This window comes from Psychrobacillus sp. BM2 (genome assembly GCF_048572895.1).
Lineage (GTDB): Bacteria > Bacillota > Bacilli > Bacillales_A > Planococcaceae > Psychrobacillus.
On sequence record NZ_CP183878.1, the window covers coordinates 311,190 to 328,489 of the forward strand.

Sequence of the window (17,300 nt, forward strand, 5' to 3'; positions counted from 1 at the left end):
ATATTTGTGAACTGGATGCACACTTTTTTGGTATTTTGAATCTCTTTATTTCCATACGTCATTAGCGATTTGAATAACATGCTGAACTTTCGACCATTGTTCTTCCTCGGTTAAAAGATTTCCCTCTTCAGTAGATGAGAATCCACATTGTGGACTTAAACAAAGCTGTTCTAGGGGTACGTACTTAGTAGCCTCAGCAATTCTCTTTTTGATAAGCTCAGCATCTTCTAAATCTCCATGTTTCGAAGTGATTAAACCTAACACAATAGATAAATCTGAACGGTTAACATGACGAAGTGGTTCAAATCCGCCTGAACGTTCATCATCAAACTCAAGGAATAGACCATCTACATCTAATCCCGCAAAAATAGTTTCCGAAACTAGCTCATAGCTTCCACTTGTAATATACGTAGATTTAAAATTACCACGGCAAATATGCATAGTTACAAGCAAGTCTTCTGGACGTTTTGCAATGGAATCATTAATAGCACGTGCTGACAAAGCCAATGCTTCTTCCAATTCTAGTCCTTTTTCTTTTAAGGAAGCAATTCCTTCCTCAGAAAAAGTTGTTGCCCATGAAGTATCATCAATTTGTAGATAACGGCAGCCCTCGTCATAAAGTGCTTGAATTACACCTTGATACGCAACGACTAAATCGCTAAACAATTCTTCCTGGCTCGAATAAACGCCGTCCTCAATAGTAGCTCGGTAAAATAACATATTTGGACTAGGTATAGTGAATTTGACAACAGCATCGCCAGCAATACCTTGAAGAAACTTAAAGTGTTCAACCATATAATGAGTGCTAAATCCAATTTTCCCAGTTACTTTAATACCGTGAGCCCTAGTTTGTACACCTTTAAAAGTTAATCCCTTATCTGTGTCATAAAATTCTACCCCGTCAAATCCACCAAGGAAATCGAAATGCCACCATTTACGTCTAAACTCTCCATCCGTAACAGACTGAAGTCCAATTTCCTTTTGTTTTGCTACCAGTTTTGTAATTTCTTCGTCTTCTATTTGTTTTAATTGATCAGCTGTTATTTCGTTATTATCAAATTGTAATCGAGCTTCTTTTAAGCGAGTTGGTCGTAAAAAACTTCCTACGTGATCTGCCTTAAATGGTTTATTTACAACTAATGATTTTGACATTTATATTCCTACTTTCTGATTTTGTTTGGATGCAACTTCTAGTGCTTGTGCAAAGTCCGCGATTAAATCATCAACATTCTCTAATCCAACGGAAAAACGTAGTAAACCATCTGTTATTCCACGTTTTTCTCGTTCCGCTTTAGGCATCGCAGCATGCGACATTTGCGCTGGATATGAGAGAATTGATTCTACTCCGCCAAGACTTACAGCAAATACAGGGATTTTAACATTTTCTATAAATGCCTTTGCAATGGATTTATTCGGTAAACGGAAGGAAAGGACTGCACCTGCACTACTCGATTGCTTGTTATGCGTTTCATATCCTGGATGAGTGGAAAGACCAGGAAAAAAGACTTTCTCCACTAAATTATGTCCATTTAAATAGTTCGCAACTTTTTGTGCAGACTGTGCAGATTTTTCAAAGCGCACACTTAATGTTTTGATTCCTTGAATTAATGAAAATGAATCCTGTGCTCCTAAAATAGCACCGAATGAATTTTGGATAAAAGCCAAACGGTTACCTAAATCCTCTTCTTTAGTAACGGCAAGTCCTGCAATAATATCACTATGACCAGATAAAAATTTTGTGGCACTATGTAAGACAATATCAACCCCTAGATCTAGTGGGCGCTGATAAATCGGTGTCATAAATGTATTGTCTAAAAAAGTTAGACAATCACTGGATTTTGCGAGCTCTACGACAGCAGCAATGTCAGTAATACCTAGGCATGGATTCGAGGGAGTTTCGATATAAATTAATTTTGTATTTGGCTGAATAGCATTTGTAATTGCTTCTATATTAGTGAAATCTGCAAAAGTATGCTCAATACCAAAACGAGGCAAAACTTCTGTAACGAAACGGAAGGTACCGCCGTATACATCTTTGGTTATCACAATATGATCACCTGATGACAAAAGCATAAAAGCAGAAGAAATAGCCGCAATTCCTGAAGCAAATGCCAACCCTCTCGTACCACCCTCTAATTCAGCAATTGTTTTTTCCAGTGCCTCTCTTGTTGGATTCCCAGATCGACTATAGTCATAAGGTCCAAAATCATCAAAGCTTTCTTGATGGAAAGTGGAGGATAAATAGATAGGAACATTGACAGCTCCAGTTTTTATTTCCGAGTGCCCTCGAGTAGATGTCACGATTAGGGTAGTCTCTAGCGATTCATTATAGCTACTCATTTGATAGCCACCTCACTTTCTAAAGTAATGAATACCTGTTTTAAATCTGCGATTAAATCCTCTGCTTCTTCGATTCCTACAGAGAAGCGGAGCAGGCTGCTGTCAACACCTCGTGCATTACGCTCTTCTTCCGGGATATCCGCATGCGTTTGAGTAGTAGGATATGTGATAAAGCTTTCCACACCACCAAGGCTTTCAGCAAAAACAATTAGTTGAAGTCTTTCTAGGAAAGGTGCAACCCATTCACTTTTTCGCAAACGGAAGGAAATCATACCCCCTTTGCCTGGATATAGAACATCCTTAACTGAAGACTCATTTTGTAAAAATGCTGCAATTTTCTTGGCATTTGTTTCATGCTGCTTCATACGTAGGTGAAGTGTTTTTAATCCTCTTATTAATAACCAAGAATCGAAGGGAGAAAGAACAGCGCCTGAAGCATTGTGGTTGGCTTGCAGTAGTTCGCTTAGTTCAGTACCTTTTGTGACTACAAGTCCTGCAAGTACGTCGTTATGACCTCCAATATATTTTGTACCACTATGGACGACAATATGGGCACCCAATTCAATAGGACGCTGTAAATAAGGAGTTAAGAATGTATTGTCTATAATCAACAACAAATTATGCTTTTTTGCTATGTCCGCAAATAGCTGTATATCGAATTCTTGCATCAACGGGTTAGTAGGTGTTTCGATAAATAAAGCTTTCGTGTTTTCTGTTATCAAAGCATTTACCTCTTCAGCTGATTCAAATTTTGCATATGTAGTACGGATATTATAAGAATCAGCGTACTGGTTAAATAATCGATACGTCCCGCCATACAAATCATCAGGAGCAATAATCTCATCACCCGAATGGAAAAGGGATAAAACCAATTGTATTGCAGCCATACCAGAACTACAGGCAAAGCCAGCGTCTCCACCCTCTAACTTAGCAATTCCATCTTCTAAAATAGAGCGTGTCGGATTCTTAGTACGAGTGTAGTCGTATCCTGTGGATTGCCCTAACCCATTATGTTTGTATGCTGTTGATAGATAAATAGGCGGATTTACAGCGCCGGTTTTATCATCACTATGATTTCCCAATTGTACTAACTGTGTATCAATACTGTTCTTTGACATAAATATTCATCCTTTACAATTAAAATAAAAAAAGAGGATTCTCTAATAAGAAGAGAACCCTCGGGTAAATATCGAAGTTTGTCTTCTTATCTTCAAGACGTCATACGTCTATTGGAATTAGCACCATACCTCGACTTGGCTGGTTGCTGAGACATCTACGGGCCAATCCCTCCGTCTCTCTGGATAAGAAAAATATATGAAATTATCGAAATTTTAAATTTAAATAAGCTTAACACGTAGTGGATATTAATACAATACGCTTTTCGTTTAATATTATGACATAAGTGTCCATATTAAAACAACTACCCCGAGTATTAAAGATATCCATCCAACGAATGACTTGTAAGAATAAGCTAAAGCTACTAGCCCTAAAAGAACTGCTCCAGCACCTAACCAAAGCGGAGCATAAAAGAAACCTAGCACCCCTAAGACAATGCCCAATAAACCAACCCATAAACCTGTAGAAGAATTCAACATCCACACCTCCCATCCTATAATGTAGGAACTCCAAGGTATTGTGTCCCTCCCCATATTATATGAAGGAAATTGAGAAGGGGTATAAACAATCGGAGGAATGATTGCAGAGTAGAAGGGTGTCGTCGAAGTCGAAGATATTTTGCACTTTTTTTGCAAATCCAACATAACAAGCCCCTCAAAAATTAAGTTTCTCCAAAGCCCTCGAAAACGGTAGAAACAGGTTTTGTTAATGTATGCTTGAGCTTTTCTTCAAAAAATTCTTTATTGAAAAAAACAAAATACTAGAATGTTGTTTAAAATTTGTTATACTAACATACAGACCCGTTGGTATGTTAGGAGGAAAACCAGATATGGATACTAAATCACTCTTGATTGAAACTGCTACAACCCTTTTTCAGCAAAAAGGCTATAAAACTGTAGGTCTCAATGAAATTATAAAAGCCTGTAATGTTACAAAAGGAGCCCTTTATCATCACTTTCCAAATGGCAAAGACGAACTCTTGATTACTTGTTTACATGCTTTAAAAGAAGATATTACGACTGATATTGAAGTTATTTTCAGTAAGCATTCATCAACTGAAGATGCCTTAATATCAATGATTGATACGTTAATTCGTAGTTTTGAAACGGACGGTACTATTACTGGCTATACATTTAGCAGCATTGTTAGTGAGATGGCAACAATGAGTGAACCTGTTCGCAGCGCTTGCAGTGAATTATATGAAAATATTGAAAATATTTATTGCACAAAACTATTAGCGGATGGTTTTTCGGATGAAACAGCTGACTCTATTTCTTTATTATTGACTGCTACAATTGAAGGGGCAATGATGCTTTGTTTAACTCAACAATCGGCTGATCCTTTAAAAACAATTGCAAATCTGTTACCAAATTTATTGAAGAGGTTTTCATAAGAAAAACAGAGTATATTTTAATTCTAAAGACTCTGTTATATAGTAGGAATTGTCGGCTGTTTAAAAAAACAGCCTTTAATATTGCACTTAGGAAACAGTTGACTATCTTAGTACAGTTGGTTTCCACCAGATATTAAATATAGAAATTGATGACACTCCAAACGTTTTTTCCTTCATTACGTTATCCACTATTACACAACCGACACTGTTTTACCTCAACAATTAACATATTACCAAGGTCTAAAATAAGCTTTTTGAAAGGGAGAAAATTAAAGAATGCATTTAGAAAAAAGACTACCAAGAAACGGAAAAGAGGGGCTATTGTACGGTACTATTATTTCGACATTGACAGTTATATTTATGACATCATTTAACGTCATTCTTGGTGCTGGAGAGTTTAATGTAGAAGTATTTTTAACCATACTGAAGGCTTTACCGATTATTTGGATTATTGTTATGATCATTGAACCAACTATCTTCGGACGTATTGCAGAAGCTTTAGTAGCAAAATTCACTAAGCCATCTGACAGCTTTAATTCCAAGATTTTATTCCGTATTCTTTTCACCGTACTAGGGATGTCAATAGCGATGACGTTTGTTGGTGATATTGTAGGAAACGGTTTTACTCCTGAAATTTTCAGCAACTGGTTACAAAATTGGCCACGTAACTTCGCAGTTGTACTTATTGCAGAAAGCTTAGTAATTCAACCAATTGCACGTTTTGCGATGGTAAAATTACATGAGTCTCAAGACGGTAAGGCTCAAGCAGCAGACGATGTTGTGCCACAAGTACAAAATAACTAAAAAACGCTTAGACAAATTTTTGTCTAAGCGTTTTTTCTTTTTACATCACGAGTTCAGTCAGGAGAATCGCAATATCATATAGTCAAATCGCAAGTTGCGCATACTGCTACAACAATATTTTTATAGTGATTTGCCATTGTCTTAATCTCCTTTAAGTTAAATAGGATGAAATCAGTTTTTTATTTTGACTTTACATCTACTGGTTTTTTCATAAAGAATGACAGCACAAAGTTGATCGTTGCAAATACTAAACCTATTGTGAATACGAATGATGAACCTGATGCTGCTGCTTCTGGTAAATTGTCGCTTACTGTTGATAAGTAATTGTTTTGTCTTGATGATAATAGAGCAACCATAACCGCAATACCAACTGCACCCGCTACTTGTTGGATTGTTTGGGTAATAGCAATACCATCGGGATAGTATTGTTTTGGTAAAGAATTTAGTGTGTTTGTTTGTGTGGAAGCAAGTACTGCACCAATACCTAACATCATAATAATATGGATCACTACAACAACCCAAAGAGCCGCATCTGTACCTAATTGGGCATAAAGTGCATATGCGATAACTACTAGAAGGGTACCAGGAGTGATAATCGCTCTTGGACCATATTTGTCAAATAGTCCACCAATTATCGGTGCTAAAATACAGTTAAGTAAGCTACCAGGTAATAAAATTAAACCTGTTGTAAACGCTGCGATTAATAAAGACATTTGCATATACATTGGTAAAATTACTAACATTGAAAGCATATTGAAGAATGTAATAAAACTCATAAATACACCTAAAACGAAAAGAGGGTACTTAAATGCTCTTAAATTCATCATCGGCTGCTCCATTTTCATCTGACGCATGGAGAATAGAATTACTCCAACTAGACCGATAATAATAGATCCGATAACTATTGGACTAGTCCATCCATTGTCACCGGATACACTGAATCCGTAAACGATCCCACCGAATCCTATTGTTGAAAGAATAACCGACAGTATATCAAGTGAAATTTTCCGTACTTCATTCACATTTGGAACATAAAAGATCCCGATAATTAGTGATAATAATAGGAATGGTACTTGAGACCAGAAAATCCAATCCCACGATAGGGTATCTAAAATTAGCCCTGCTATTGTTGGGCCTAAAGCTGGACCAGCTAACATAACTAGTCCCATAATTCCCATTGCAGCTCCACGTTTGTTAGGAGGGAAGATGGTGAAAATGACATTTTGCGTTAAAGGTAAGTTAATAGCTAACCCTGCTGCTTGAATAATACGTCCTGCCAAAAGGAAGCCAAACGATGGAGATAATGCAGCTAAAATCGTACCTAATAGGGTTAAGATAATAGAAGTTAAAAACATTTGTCTTGTTGTAAATTTCTGCATTAGAATACCTGTTACTGGTATTAAAATACCTAGGGTTAAGAAATAACCTGTTGCTAACCATTGAATTGTTGTCGGATCTACCTCGAAAATTTTACTTAAATCTCCTAAGGCAATATTTAATGCCGTTTCACTAAAAAGTCCTACAAAGCCAGCTACTAATAGAGCCGTCATGATAGGGCCAGTCTTATAATTTTTATTCACTTGTTTTAAATCTCCTTGTTTTTAAAATTTGGGGTAGTACTTGGGCAATAACTTGGAGTGGTTCTTTTGCTTTTTGTATTAAGCAAAGTAGCATTCCACCCTCAATTGAAAGTGTCATGATTAAAGCGTTAGAAGAAGCTTCATTATTAGAAAATCCATCTGCTACTAATTTTTGAAAATAAATAGTCTGAATTTCTGAATATAATTTAGCGCATGCATTTCTAACTGAATCACTTAACGAAGCCATTTCGCTAACAATACTGCTAAAGGTATACCCTGTGAGTGTTCCTTCTGTTTCATAATTGGCAATTAGCTTTTCAATCATTGCGTATGTTGCTTCATTCGTAGTGGAATACTCTTCAAAAATTTCCGTGATATCCTTCATAATAGCTTCATTCAAGGACTGTAGGCATGCGATAAGAAGTTCTTCTTTTCCATTTGGAAAGTGATAATAAAGCGAGCCCTTTGAAATTCCACACTCTTTCAATATTTCGTTTAACCCAACACCTATATATCCTTTTTGTTGGAAAAGCTTTGTCGCGATATCGATTATCAGCGGTTTTGTATCCATTTCCGTAGTACACCCCCTACATACCAACCGGTCTGTTTTAAAGTATAGCAAAAAAAAATTCTATAATTCAAGTCTTTTTTTACTGTATTGCAGTATTCGTGTTCATAATTTAGACATATTCTTAGTGACTTATTGGACGCAACCTTCATGTGGTTACTCGCAACATAGGAATGCGTATCCGCAACTTTCAGATGAATATGCGCAACATTTAGCACCGTACTCGCAACGATTTAGTTATGCGCAACATTTAGCACCGTACTCGCAACGATTTAGTTATGCGCAACATCCACCCCGATATCCGCAACATCGGAATGCGTATCCGCAACTTTCAGATGAATATGCACAACATTTAGCACCGTACTCGCAACGATTTAGTTATGCGCAACCTTCATGTGGTTACTCGCAATATAGGAAAGCGTATCCGCAACTTTCAGATGAATATGCGCAACATTTAGCACCGTACTCGCAACAATTTAGTTATACGCAACCTTCATGTGGTTACTCGCAACATAAGAAAGCGTATCCGCAACTTTCAGACGAATATGCGCAACATTTAGCACCGTACTCGCAACGATTTAGTTATGCGCAACCTTCATGTGGTTACTCGCAACATAAGAAAGCGTATCCGCAACTTTCAGATGAATATGCGCAACATTTAGCACCGTACTCGCAACGATTTAGTTATGCGCAACCTTCATGTGGTTACTCGCAACATAGGAAAGCGTATCCGCAACTTTCAGATGAATATGCGCAACATCCACCCCGATATCCGCAACATCCCAGTGTATCAAATCAAATAAAAAAGAATGACTTAAAAAGCAAGTCATTCTCTAAAACCAATATTTATTTTCCGCCAAGTAGATTAAACAATCCACCTGCGATACTGCCTTCATCACGTGAACCGCCACCTGGTGTTTGAGGGGCAGCTGCAAATACTTTACTAGCTAATCTGCTAAATGGAAGTGATTGAATCCATACGGTACCAGGACCACGAAGGGTAGCGAAGAATAATCCTTCTCCACCAAATAAGGCTGTTTTGACACCTTTGACCATTTCGATATTGTAATCTACATCTGAAGTCATTGCTACTAAACAACCGGTATCTACTCGTAAAACTTCACCTTGCTGTAGAGACTTTCTATGAATAGTTCCACCTGCATGTACGAAAGCGAGACCATCACCCTCAAGTTTTTGCATAATGAAACCTTCACCACCAAAGAAACCTGCTCCTAGCTTACGTTGAAATTCAATGCCAATCGTAACTCCTTTAGCAGCTGCTAAGAATGCATCTTTTTGACAAATAATTTTGCCGCGGTATTGGCTTAAGTCCATCGGAACAATTTTGCCGGGATAAGGTGATGCGAAGTAGACATGTCTTTTTCCACTACCGGTGTTAGTAAACGTTGTCATGAATAAACTCTCTCCTGTAAGCATACGTTTACCTGCACCCATTAATTTGCCCATAAGGCCGCCACCGCTACCACTAGAACCAGAGGAGCCATCGCCGAAAATAGTTTCCATTGAAATGCCATCTTCCATCATCATTAAGCTGCCTGCTTCTGCAACAACAGTTTCTTTTGGATCCAATTCAATTTCTACAAATTGCATATCGTCTCCATATAACTTGTAGTCTATTTCATGATTATTCATAATTTCGCTCCTCCTAAATTGTTATTAACCAATTATACGATATGAAAGGTAAAAAGTTTCATTCTTAAAATTCTTAATTTTTTAAAGGGATTTAAAAACAAATATCGAATGTATTATTAATGGAAGCGTTTACATTTTAAACTGAAAAGAGGGAATCGAATGAAATTAACAAACTTTATTGATGGGAAATGGCAGGACGTGGGGAGTACTGAATATGTGGCGGTATTAAATCCTGCAAATGGGGAACAGCTGGCAGAGGTTAAGTTATCTACAGAGAATGATGTAAATCTTGCAGTAAAGGCAGCAGTGAGAGCTCAAAAGAAATGGGCACTAGTTCCTGCACCGAAACGTGCGGATTATTTATATGAGATTGGAAGAATAATGAAAGAAAAGAAAGAGCATCTAGCGCAAGTATTAACAAAAGAAATGGGCAAAGTGATCGAAGAGGGACGTGGCGAAGTACAAGAAGGTATTGATATGGCGTTTTATATGGCTGGTGAAGGTCGTCGTTTGTTCGGCGAGACAACTCCATCGGAATTGGCAGACAAGTTTGCGATGAGTGTCCGAGCACCGATAGGAGTGGTGGGGCTCATAACCCCATGGAATTTCCCAGTTGCGATTGCTACGTGGAAATCATTTCCGGCTATCGTTGCAGGAAATGCATTCATTTGGAAACCAGCAACAGAAACTCCGATGATGGCATATGAAATGGCTAAAATATTTGATGAAGCTGGACTACCACCTGGAGTTGCGAATGTCGTATTCGGATCAGGTTCTCAAGTAGGTACGGCTATGATTGAGCATCCTGATGTGAAGGTTATTTCGTTTACTGGCTCTACTGATACAGGGAGTAAAGTAGCGGAGCTTGGAGGTCGTCATTTAAAGAAAGTTTCTCTCGAAATGGGTGGGAAAAATGCAGTAATTGTAATGGAAGATGCCGATCTTTCATTAGCAGTGGAGGGTATTTTATGGAGTGCATTTGGGACTGCTGGACAAAGATGCACGGCATGTAGCAGGGTTATTGTGCATAAAGATGTAAGAGAAGACTTAGAAAGAATGCTCCTAGAACAAATGGAAAAACTAACGATTGGCGATGGATTAGATGAAACCGTCAAAATCGGTCCAGTTATTAATAAAAAAGCTCTGGAGAAAATCCATTCCTATATAAAAATAGGACAAGAGGAAGGGGCTACTCTCCTTACAGGAGGAAAAATTTTAAACGAGGCAGAGCTCGCACAAGGGAATTATTACGCACCTACTCTATTTACAGACGTGACACCGAATATGCGAATAGCACAGGAGGAAATCTTTGGCCCAGTTGTCTCCTTAATAGAAGTGAATACACTAGAAGAAGCGATTGAAGTGAATAATGGAGTGAAGTTTGGACTATCCAGTTCCATCTATTCAAGAGATGTCAACAAAATATTCCGTGCACAGCGTGATTTGGATACGGGAATTGTATATATTAACGCGGGTACAACAGGTGCAGAGATTCACCTGCCATTTGGAGGTACAAAAGGAACTGGCAATGGTCATCGTGATTCTGGGGTAGCAGCATTAGATGTGTATACAGAATGGAAGAGCATATATATAGATTACAGTGGGAAGTTACAGCGTGCACAAATAGACACTCAAGTAATAGGGGGATGATTACATGAAAATTGCTGTATTAGGTGCAGGGTTAATGGGGAAAGAAGCAGCTCGTGATTTAGTGTTAAGCCCAAATGTGGAAAAGGTTTTATTATGTGATTTGGATGTGGGACAGGCGAAAATGTTTAAGGAAAGATTGCAAAACTCCAAAATTGAAGTATTGAGACTTGATGCAAACGAAGACGATAGCATACGCAAAATAATGAGGGAAGCAGATGTAGTAATAAATGCATTATTTTATACATTCAATGAAAAAATAGCTAGGCTCGCTGTAGAAGAGGGAGTCCATTCTATTGATTTGGGAGGGCATATTGGAGGGGCAACAGATAATGTATTGATACTTCATGAAAAGGCTAAGGCTAAGGGGATTACTCTAATACCTGATTTGGGTGTCGCTCCAGGAATGATCAATATATTAGCTGGATACGGTGCATCTAAACTTGATGAAGTGAATGCTATTCGATTGTATGTCGGAGGAATACCAGTGGAGCCTGAGGGGATATTTGGTTACAATATCGTTTTCTCGTTGGAAGGCGTATTCGATCATTATACAGATGCTTCGCATGTTATAAGAGATGGAAAGCTTCAGGAAGTACAATCTCTTACTGAAGTAGAACCGATTACCTTTGAAGAGTATGGTGAACTAGAGGCATTCCATACTGCGGGCGGCACTTCAACTCTACCAAAATCTTTTCCAAATGTAGATACGCTTGAATACAAAACAATTCGATATAAAGGGCATGCAGATAAATTTAAACTGCTCGTAGACTTAGGGTTAACGAATAAAGAAACAATCGTCAATGTAAATGGCAATATGATAAAGGCTCGAGATGTATTGAAGGAAGTCCTAACTCCACAGCTATTACTAGGAGATAAGGAAGATGCAGTATTGCTGCGAGTAATCGTAGAAGGTTTAAAAGACGGTGTGCCTACCATCTATACGTATGAAATGGCGACCAAAAAAGACTCCCTTTCAGGTGAAACAGCAATGGCACGAGCAACAGCAAATACTATTTCCGTAGTTGCACAAATGATTGGAAATGGTGTCATCAAAAATCGAGGAGTATATCCTCCCGAGCTAATCGTTCCCGGTGAATTATATATCCGAGAAATGGCAGCAAGAGGCGTAGAAATAAGAGAATCCATTACTAGAGGTGAGTAAAGATGAACTTTGACTTCTCAGAAGAACAGGTGCTATTGCGCAAAACAGTTCGCCAGTTTGTAGATAATGAAATAATTCCTCATATTGCAAAATGGGAATCAAATGGTGCGTTCGATCCTGCCATTTGGAAAAGACTCGCAGACCTAGGTTTGATGGGTGTATGTGTACCTGAAAAATATGGTGGAAGTGGAATGGATTATAATTCACTCGCTATTGTTTGCGAGGAATTGGAGCGTGGCGATACAGCTTTTCGGACAGCAGTTTCGGTTCATACCGGTTTAAACTCTATGACTTTAATGCAGTGGGGGTCAGAAGAACAGAAGCAAAAATATTTAGTTCCACAGGCTAATGGTGTAAAAATTGGAGCATTTGGCTTAACGGAACCAGGTGCTGGTTCAGATGTAGCTTCGATGACTACAGTAGCGGTGCTAGACGGGGATCACTATGTCTTAAATGGCCAGAAGACATGGATCTCCCTTTGCGATGTGGCTGATCATTTCATCGTTTTTGCTTATACGGATAAATCCAAGAAGCATCATGGTATTAGTGCGTTTATCGTCGAGCGCACGTTAGATGGCTTTTCATCTAAAGCTATTAAAGGTAAATATGGCATTAAGTCAGGGAATACAGGAGAACTGTTTTTTGATAATATGCCTGTGCCAAGGGAAAATCTTCTCGGAAAAGAAGGAGAAGGATTTAAAATTGCCATGTCGGCATTGGATAATGGTCGCTTCACAGTAGCTGCAGGAGCAGTCGGGCTTTCTCTTGCATGTCTAGAAGCAAGCGTAAAATATAGCAAGGAGCGTCAAACATTTGGAAAAGAGATTGGCAGGCATCAGCTTGTTCAACAAATGATTGCCAAAATGGAGGCTGGTCTCCAAATGAGTCGTCTACTGGTCTACCGTGTAGGCGAACTAAAAAACAAAGGTGTGCGCAATACAAGAGAGACATCTCTAGCAAAATGGCAGGCTTGTGATTTTGCCAATAAAGCTGCAGATGATGCTGTGCAAGTGTATGGTGCCTATGGATACTCAGATGAATACCCAGTAGCTCGATATTTAAGAAACTCAAAAGCTCCAGTTATTTATGAAGGAACGCGAGAGATTCATACAATCATGCAAGCTGAATATGTCCTCGGTTATCGAGAAGACAAAACACTAAGCAATATGCTGCCGAAATGGCCATTTGAAGAATAAAAATGAACTCCAATTACCAACGCAAGAATGTTGATCACTACAGTGAATAACATTCTTGCGTTTTACGTTACAATCAAATCAAATTATATCATTATAGTTTAATAGGACTAATAATATTTTTGAATTTGGGTAAATATAGCTCCTTCATTATGCCGCTTGCTAGATATATCTTTCTCTTCGCAAGTAGATATTATTTAAGGGCAAGGGAACAGCTGGTGAATGCATGTAACTGATAGAGGAGAGAGTAAATTACCAACCATAATAAGTTGATATTTTCTGAAAATTCTTCCTATAGGTGTAACTAATTCCTTTTTCAAAAGTCTAATGGGTTAACAAAGAAAAAAGGAAGGGTGATCCATATTGAAAAGGTGGATTATTTCAATCGTTGCATTAGGTTTAGTTGTAAGCATAGCTAGTTTATTCTATTTCACAAAGTTATCTGTGACAGCCCAATCAGTTGTGCTATCTGGTCAAGTTTTTCAAGCCTCTTTTTCTTCCGCTCTAGGGAAAGATGCATTGGAAACTGGAGATGTGTTTGTGGAGGATCAGCAAGGGAAAAAGGTGGATGCGAATTATTCGCTCAATTCAAATGGTAAATCTTTAGAAATCAAGGGCTTAAATGAGGGCTCATATACATTGCATGTGAAAGACAAGCTTGGTTTTACTAAAACTGATTTTCCTTTTAAAGTATATAAAAAACTACCAACTGTCCAATCACAAGCCGAGCTAAAAGCCCATTTTGAAATGGTAAAGAAGCTACAAAACATTAAAAATGAGAAATTTGCCTTTACGGAAACGGTGGAGGAATCTTCCGAATTATCTTCTGATGCGAGGGGTGGAGGTGATCACTCTACAACGAACAATCAAGTCGAGGGTGTAGATGAGGCAGATATAGTAAAAACAAATGGAACCCATATATACTCGATAACGGAAAATAACATAGTAATTGTTAATATAGAAGACCCAACGAAATTGAAAGAGGAAACCAAAATTCATTTGGGGAGCGATTATTATCCAATGCAGCTATTTCTAACCGAAGAAACGCTAATTGTTTTGGCGCAAAAGAATACCTTTCAGGCAGTACCATATGAACAAAGTAGTAATGATATTGCGCGTATGTCTATGCCGATGGACTCTATGACGACTGCGTTGTTTTATGATATTGCTAATCCAGCTGTCCCGAAATTACAAAGAGAGGTCGGAACCGAAGGGCATATGTCTGGAGCTAGGCTGACAGATGGTACGCTCTATTATGTAACAAATGTCTACCCAAATTTTTGGATAATGGAAGAACAAGAAAATACGGAGTTGCGTCCTTACTCCTATGATTCTGAAAATGGGGGAACTGTGGAACCTTTACCTTACGAAGATCTCTCTATCTTACCAAATTCCAAGGAAGCGACCTATAGCATTATCACTGCTCTAGACGTTTCCAATCCGGAGAAAAATGAAGTAATCACGAAGGGTTATCTAGGTGGAAGTGAACAAATATATATGTCGAAGAATAATTTGTATTTAACTTCCAGTATTTACGAGGAAGGTAATTTTACCGATAAAATGTTTTGGAATCCAGGCTCTATGGATACAGAAGTGTTCAAATTTACACTAGACAAAACGGCTATCCAATTTGTAGCCTCTAATCGGTTAAAAGGTCATATTTTAAACCAATTTTCGATGGATGAATATGATGGATATTTCAGGGCAGTGACAACTAAAGGTAATAGCTGGAGTGAAAATGAAGTATCTGAAAATAACTTATTTATATTAGATGAAGGAATGAACCTGGTTGGCTCTCTTACTGGTCTTGCAAAGGATGAAAGAATTTATTCGGCAAGATTCATGGGTGATAAAGCGTATATGGTGACTTTCAAAGAAACAGATCCACTATTCGTGATAGATACCGCTACTCCTACTTCACCAAAAGTATTAGGTGAATTAAAGATTCCAGGCTTTAGTAATTATCTACACCCATTAGATGAAAACCATCTCATTGGATTCGGCTATGAAACGAGAATTGATACGCAAAGTGGTGGAAAAGAGCCTCTGGTTATGACGGAGGGGATGAAGATTTCTTTGTTTGATGTAAGTGACTTGGCAAATCCAAAAGAAAAAGATACAGAGGTGATAGGTGATCAAGGCACGTATTCGCCGATACAATATGATCATCATGCACTTTTTGAACATCAAGAGAACCATTTATATGGTTTTCCAGTATCTATTTACGAGAAACTACCTGATAAGGAATATGCTGATTTCAAACAGGATGGAGCAATAATCTATGAGATAACACCAGAAAAAGGAATTGTACGAAAAGGTGAATTACTTCGACCTGAAGTTCCTGGCCAAATGTATGAAGAATGGGAAAGCTCTATTCAACGAATTTTATATGCAGGAGACACAATTTATACAATTGCGATGAAAGAAATTAAAAGTTATAATATCCATACTTATAAACAAACTGGATTAGTAAAGTATTAGACTGAAGGTGGCTACTATAGTCACTTTCTTTATTTTTTGTATAAAGTAAAACTTTCAACAGTATTTGTTTTTTCAAAGCTGGTTCTATAAGATTAGTTTAAATGGAAGAAAGAAGGTGTTCCTCATTGGCAACGGATTATGAATTGGTAGTGGAAAGCTGTTTACTTGCTGGGCGTTTAATGATGGAAAGTGGTGCTGAAACGTATCGAGCAGAAGATACGATGGATCGCATGGCTGTTTCACAGGAACTGACGCAATCTCAAAGCTTTGTAACTCCAACCGGGATCATTTTTAGTGGAAATAAAAACCTTCCAACAAGATTAGTACGAATAAATGCTAGATCGACCAATTTAGGAAAAATTGCCTCAGTAAATAATGTATCTAGAAAATTAGCTTTTGGGGACATAACAATTGAAGAGGCATTTAGTGAGCTCCAACAGATTGAGAGTGAACGTAAAACCTATCCATTTTGGCTTCAAATATTTGCAGCAGCTATCGCTTCAGGTGCTTTTCTTTTATTATTTTCAGGAAAACTGCTAGATGTACCAACTGCCCTAATTGCAGGAGGTATAGGTTATGCAGTAGCAGATAGGTTAGAGGTAAGAACGAGGGTTAAATTTTTCGCAGAATTTTTTGCGGCGTTTATAGTCACCGTCATAGCCACTATATCTGTTGCCATTGGCTTCGGCATTGAATTAGATAAAATCATTATTGGATCAGTAATGCCACTTGTTCCAGGTCTACTAATCACTAATGCCATTAGGGATTTAATGGCTGGAAGTTTTGTGTCAGGTCTATCAAAGGGAGCGGAAGCTTTTCTCACAGCATTTGCAATTGGTGCTGGTGTCGCACTAGTACTATCACTGTAAGGAGGATGCTAATTGATATATGTAGCTCAAGGTATTTTAAGTTTTATCGCAGCGACGGCGTTTGGAGTAGTATTTAACGCACCGAAAAAATCACTATTTTACTGTGGGATAGTGGGAATGACTGGTTGGATTGTTTATATGTATGTGAACCAAGTAAATCAAGATCAGGTAAGTGCTTCATTTGCGGGGGCTTTTACGGTTGCATTCGTATCACATATAATGTCTAAAAAGTTTAAAATGCCGATGATTATTTTTAGTGTTGCAGGAATCATTCCGTTAGTTCCTGGAGGTACTGCCTATAATGCGATGAGAAGTGTTGTGGAAAAGGATTACGCGTTAGCTCTTGAATTTGCTTCCTTAGCCTTACTGATTTCGGGTTCAATCGCAATGGGCTTAGTATTTGCGGAGATTATTACCCAACTTTGGATAAAAACAATTGTAAAATTAAAAACAAAACCGTGAGCAAAGAGGTATTTTCTTTGTCACGGTTT

At 38.0% G+C, this 17,300-nt stretch carries 15 protein-coding genes and 1 riboswitch; of the genes, 8 read left to right on the forward strand and 7 right to left on the reverse strand.

Annotated elements, in window-relative coordinates:
• Window positions 1-45: 45 nt before the first annotated feature.
• The 4 genes from ACN6MX_RS01415 to ACN6MX_RS01430 form a co-directional block, all read right to left on the reverse strand.
• Window positions 46-1,152: a 5-methyltetrahydropteroyltriglutamate--homocysteine S-methyltransferase gene (locus ACN6MX_RS01415; protein ID WP_419960909.1), complete on the reverse strand. Its 1,107-nt coding sequence runs from the start codon at window positions 1,150-1,152 to the stop codon at window positions 46-48.
• A complete protein-coding gene (gene metC, locus ACN6MX_RS01420) occupies window positions 1,153-2,340 on the reverse strand; it encodes a cystathionine beta-lyase (protein ID WP_419960910.1) in 1,188 nt (395 codons plus the stop codon). It lies immediately after the preceding gene.
• The gene (locus ACN6MX_RS01425; protein WP_419960911.1) at window positions 2,337-3,458 is read right to left on the reverse strand and encodes a methionine biosynthesis PLP-dependent protein; all 1,122 of its coding nucleotides are present in this window, start codon (window positions 3,456-3,458) and stop codon (window positions 2,337-2,339) included. The genes metC and ACN6MX_RS01425 overlap by 4 nt, the downstream gene beginning before the upstream one ends.
• A gap of 83 nt (window positions 3,459-3,541) precedes the next feature.
• Window positions 3,542-3,648: riboswitch (SAM riboswitch) on the reverse strand.
• An 83-nt stretch (window positions 3,649-3,731) separates the two neighbouring features.
• Window positions 3,732-3,935 (reverse strand): hypothetical protein, encoded by a 204-nt coding sequence (locus ACN6MX_RS01430; RefSeq protein ID WP_419960912.1) that lies wholly within the window; start codon window positions 3,933-3,935, stop codon window positions 3,732-3,734.
• A 350-nt stretch (window positions 3,936-4,285) separates the two neighbouring features.
• Between ACN6MX_RS01430 and ACN6MX_RS01435 the strand changes: the two genes are divergently transcribed.
• Together ACN6MX_RS01435 and ACN6MX_RS01440 are read left to right on the forward strand one after the other, a co-directional pair.
• The gene (locus ACN6MX_RS01435; protein WP_419960913.1) at window positions 4,286-4,849 is read left to right on the forward strand and encodes a TetR/AcrR family transcriptional regulator; all 564 of its coding nucleotides are present in this window, start codon (window positions 4,286-4,288) and stop codon (window positions 4,847-4,849) included.
• A gap of 276 nt (window positions 4,850-5,125) precedes the next feature.
• Window positions 5,126-5,653, forward strand: coding sequence for a DUF2798 domain-containing protein (locus tag ACN6MX_RS01440; protein ID WP_419960914.1), 528 nt, complete (start codon window positions 5,126-5,128; stop codon window positions 5,651-5,653).
• A gap of 179 nt (window positions 5,654-5,832) precedes the next feature.
• Here the strand turns inward: ACN6MX_RS01440 and ACN6MX_RS01445 are convergent, their stop codons facing one another.
• From ACN6MX_RS01445 to ACN6MX_RS01455, 3 genes are all read right to left on the reverse strand, one after another.
• Complete coding sequence (locus ACN6MX_RS01445) at window positions 5,833-7,203, reverse strand: DHA2 family efflux MFS transporter permease subunit (protein ID WP_419962526.1); 1,371 nt, start codon at window positions 7,201-7,203, stop codon at window positions 5,833-5,835.
• A 22-nt stretch (window positions 7,204-7,225) separates the two neighbouring features.
• Entirely contained in the window at window positions 7,226-7,804 is a 579-nt protein-coding gene (locus ACN6MX_RS01450; RefSeq protein WP_419960915.1) for a TetR/AcrR family transcriptional regulator, read from the reverse strand.
• Window positions 7,805-8,647: 843 nt separating this feature from the next.
• Window positions 8,648-9,454, reverse strand: coding sequence for a TIGR00266 family protein (locus tag ACN6MX_RS01455; protein ID WP_419960916.1), 807 nt, complete (start codon window positions 9,452-9,454; stop codon window positions 8,648-8,650).
• Window positions 9,455-9,613: 159 nt separating this feature from the next.
• On the opposite strand from ACN6MX_RS01455, the gene ACN6MX_RS01460 reads away from it, so the two are divergent.
• The 6 genes from ACN6MX_RS01460 to ACN6MX_RS01485 all read left to right on the forward strand — a co-directional run bounded on the left by ACN6MX_RS01460 (window position 9,614) and on the right by ACN6MX_RS01485 (window position 17,271).
• Entirely contained in the window at window positions 9,614-11,104 is a 1,491-nt protein-coding gene (locus ACN6MX_RS01460) for an aldehyde dehydrogenase family protein (RefSeq protein ID WP_419960917.1), read from the forward strand.
• Between the two features lie 4 nt (window positions 11,105-11,108).
• Window positions 11,109-12,266 carry a saccharopine dehydrogenase family protein gene (locus tag ACN6MX_RS01465; protein ID WP_419960918.1) on the forward strand — a complete coding sequence of 386 codons (1,158 nt, stop codon included), beginning with the start codon at window positions 11,109-11,111 and terminating at the stop codon, window positions 12,264-12,266.
• 2 nt (window positions 12,267-12,268) lie between these two features.
• Window positions 12,269-13,462, forward strand: a complete 1,194-nt coding sequence (locus tag ACN6MX_RS01470) for an acyl-CoA dehydrogenase family protein (RefSeq protein WP_419960919.1) — start codon at window positions 12,269-12,271, stop codon at window positions 13,460-13,462.
• A gap of 360 nt (window positions 13,463-13,822) precedes the next feature.
• On the forward strand, window positions 13,823-15,940 hold the full coding sequence (locus tag ACN6MX_RS01475) for a beta-propeller domain-containing protein (RefSeq protein ID WP_419960920.1): 2,118 nt from the start codon (window positions 13,823-13,825) through the stop codon (window positions 15,938-15,940).
• A gap of 179 nt (window positions 15,941-16,119) precedes the next feature.
• A complete protein-coding gene (locus ACN6MX_RS01480) occupies window positions 16,120-16,809 on the forward strand; it encodes a threonine/serine exporter family protein (RefSeq protein ID WP_419962527.1) in 690 nt (229 codons plus the stop codon).
• Between the two features lie 12 nt (window positions 16,810-16,821).
• Window positions 16,822-17,271 (forward strand): threonine/serine exporter family protein, encoded by a 450-nt coding sequence (locus ACN6MX_RS01485; RefSeq protein WP_419960921.1) that lies wholly within the window; start codon window positions 16,822-16,824, stop codon window positions 17,269-17,271.
• The last annotated feature ends 29 nt before the right edge of the window (window positions 17,272-17,300 follow it).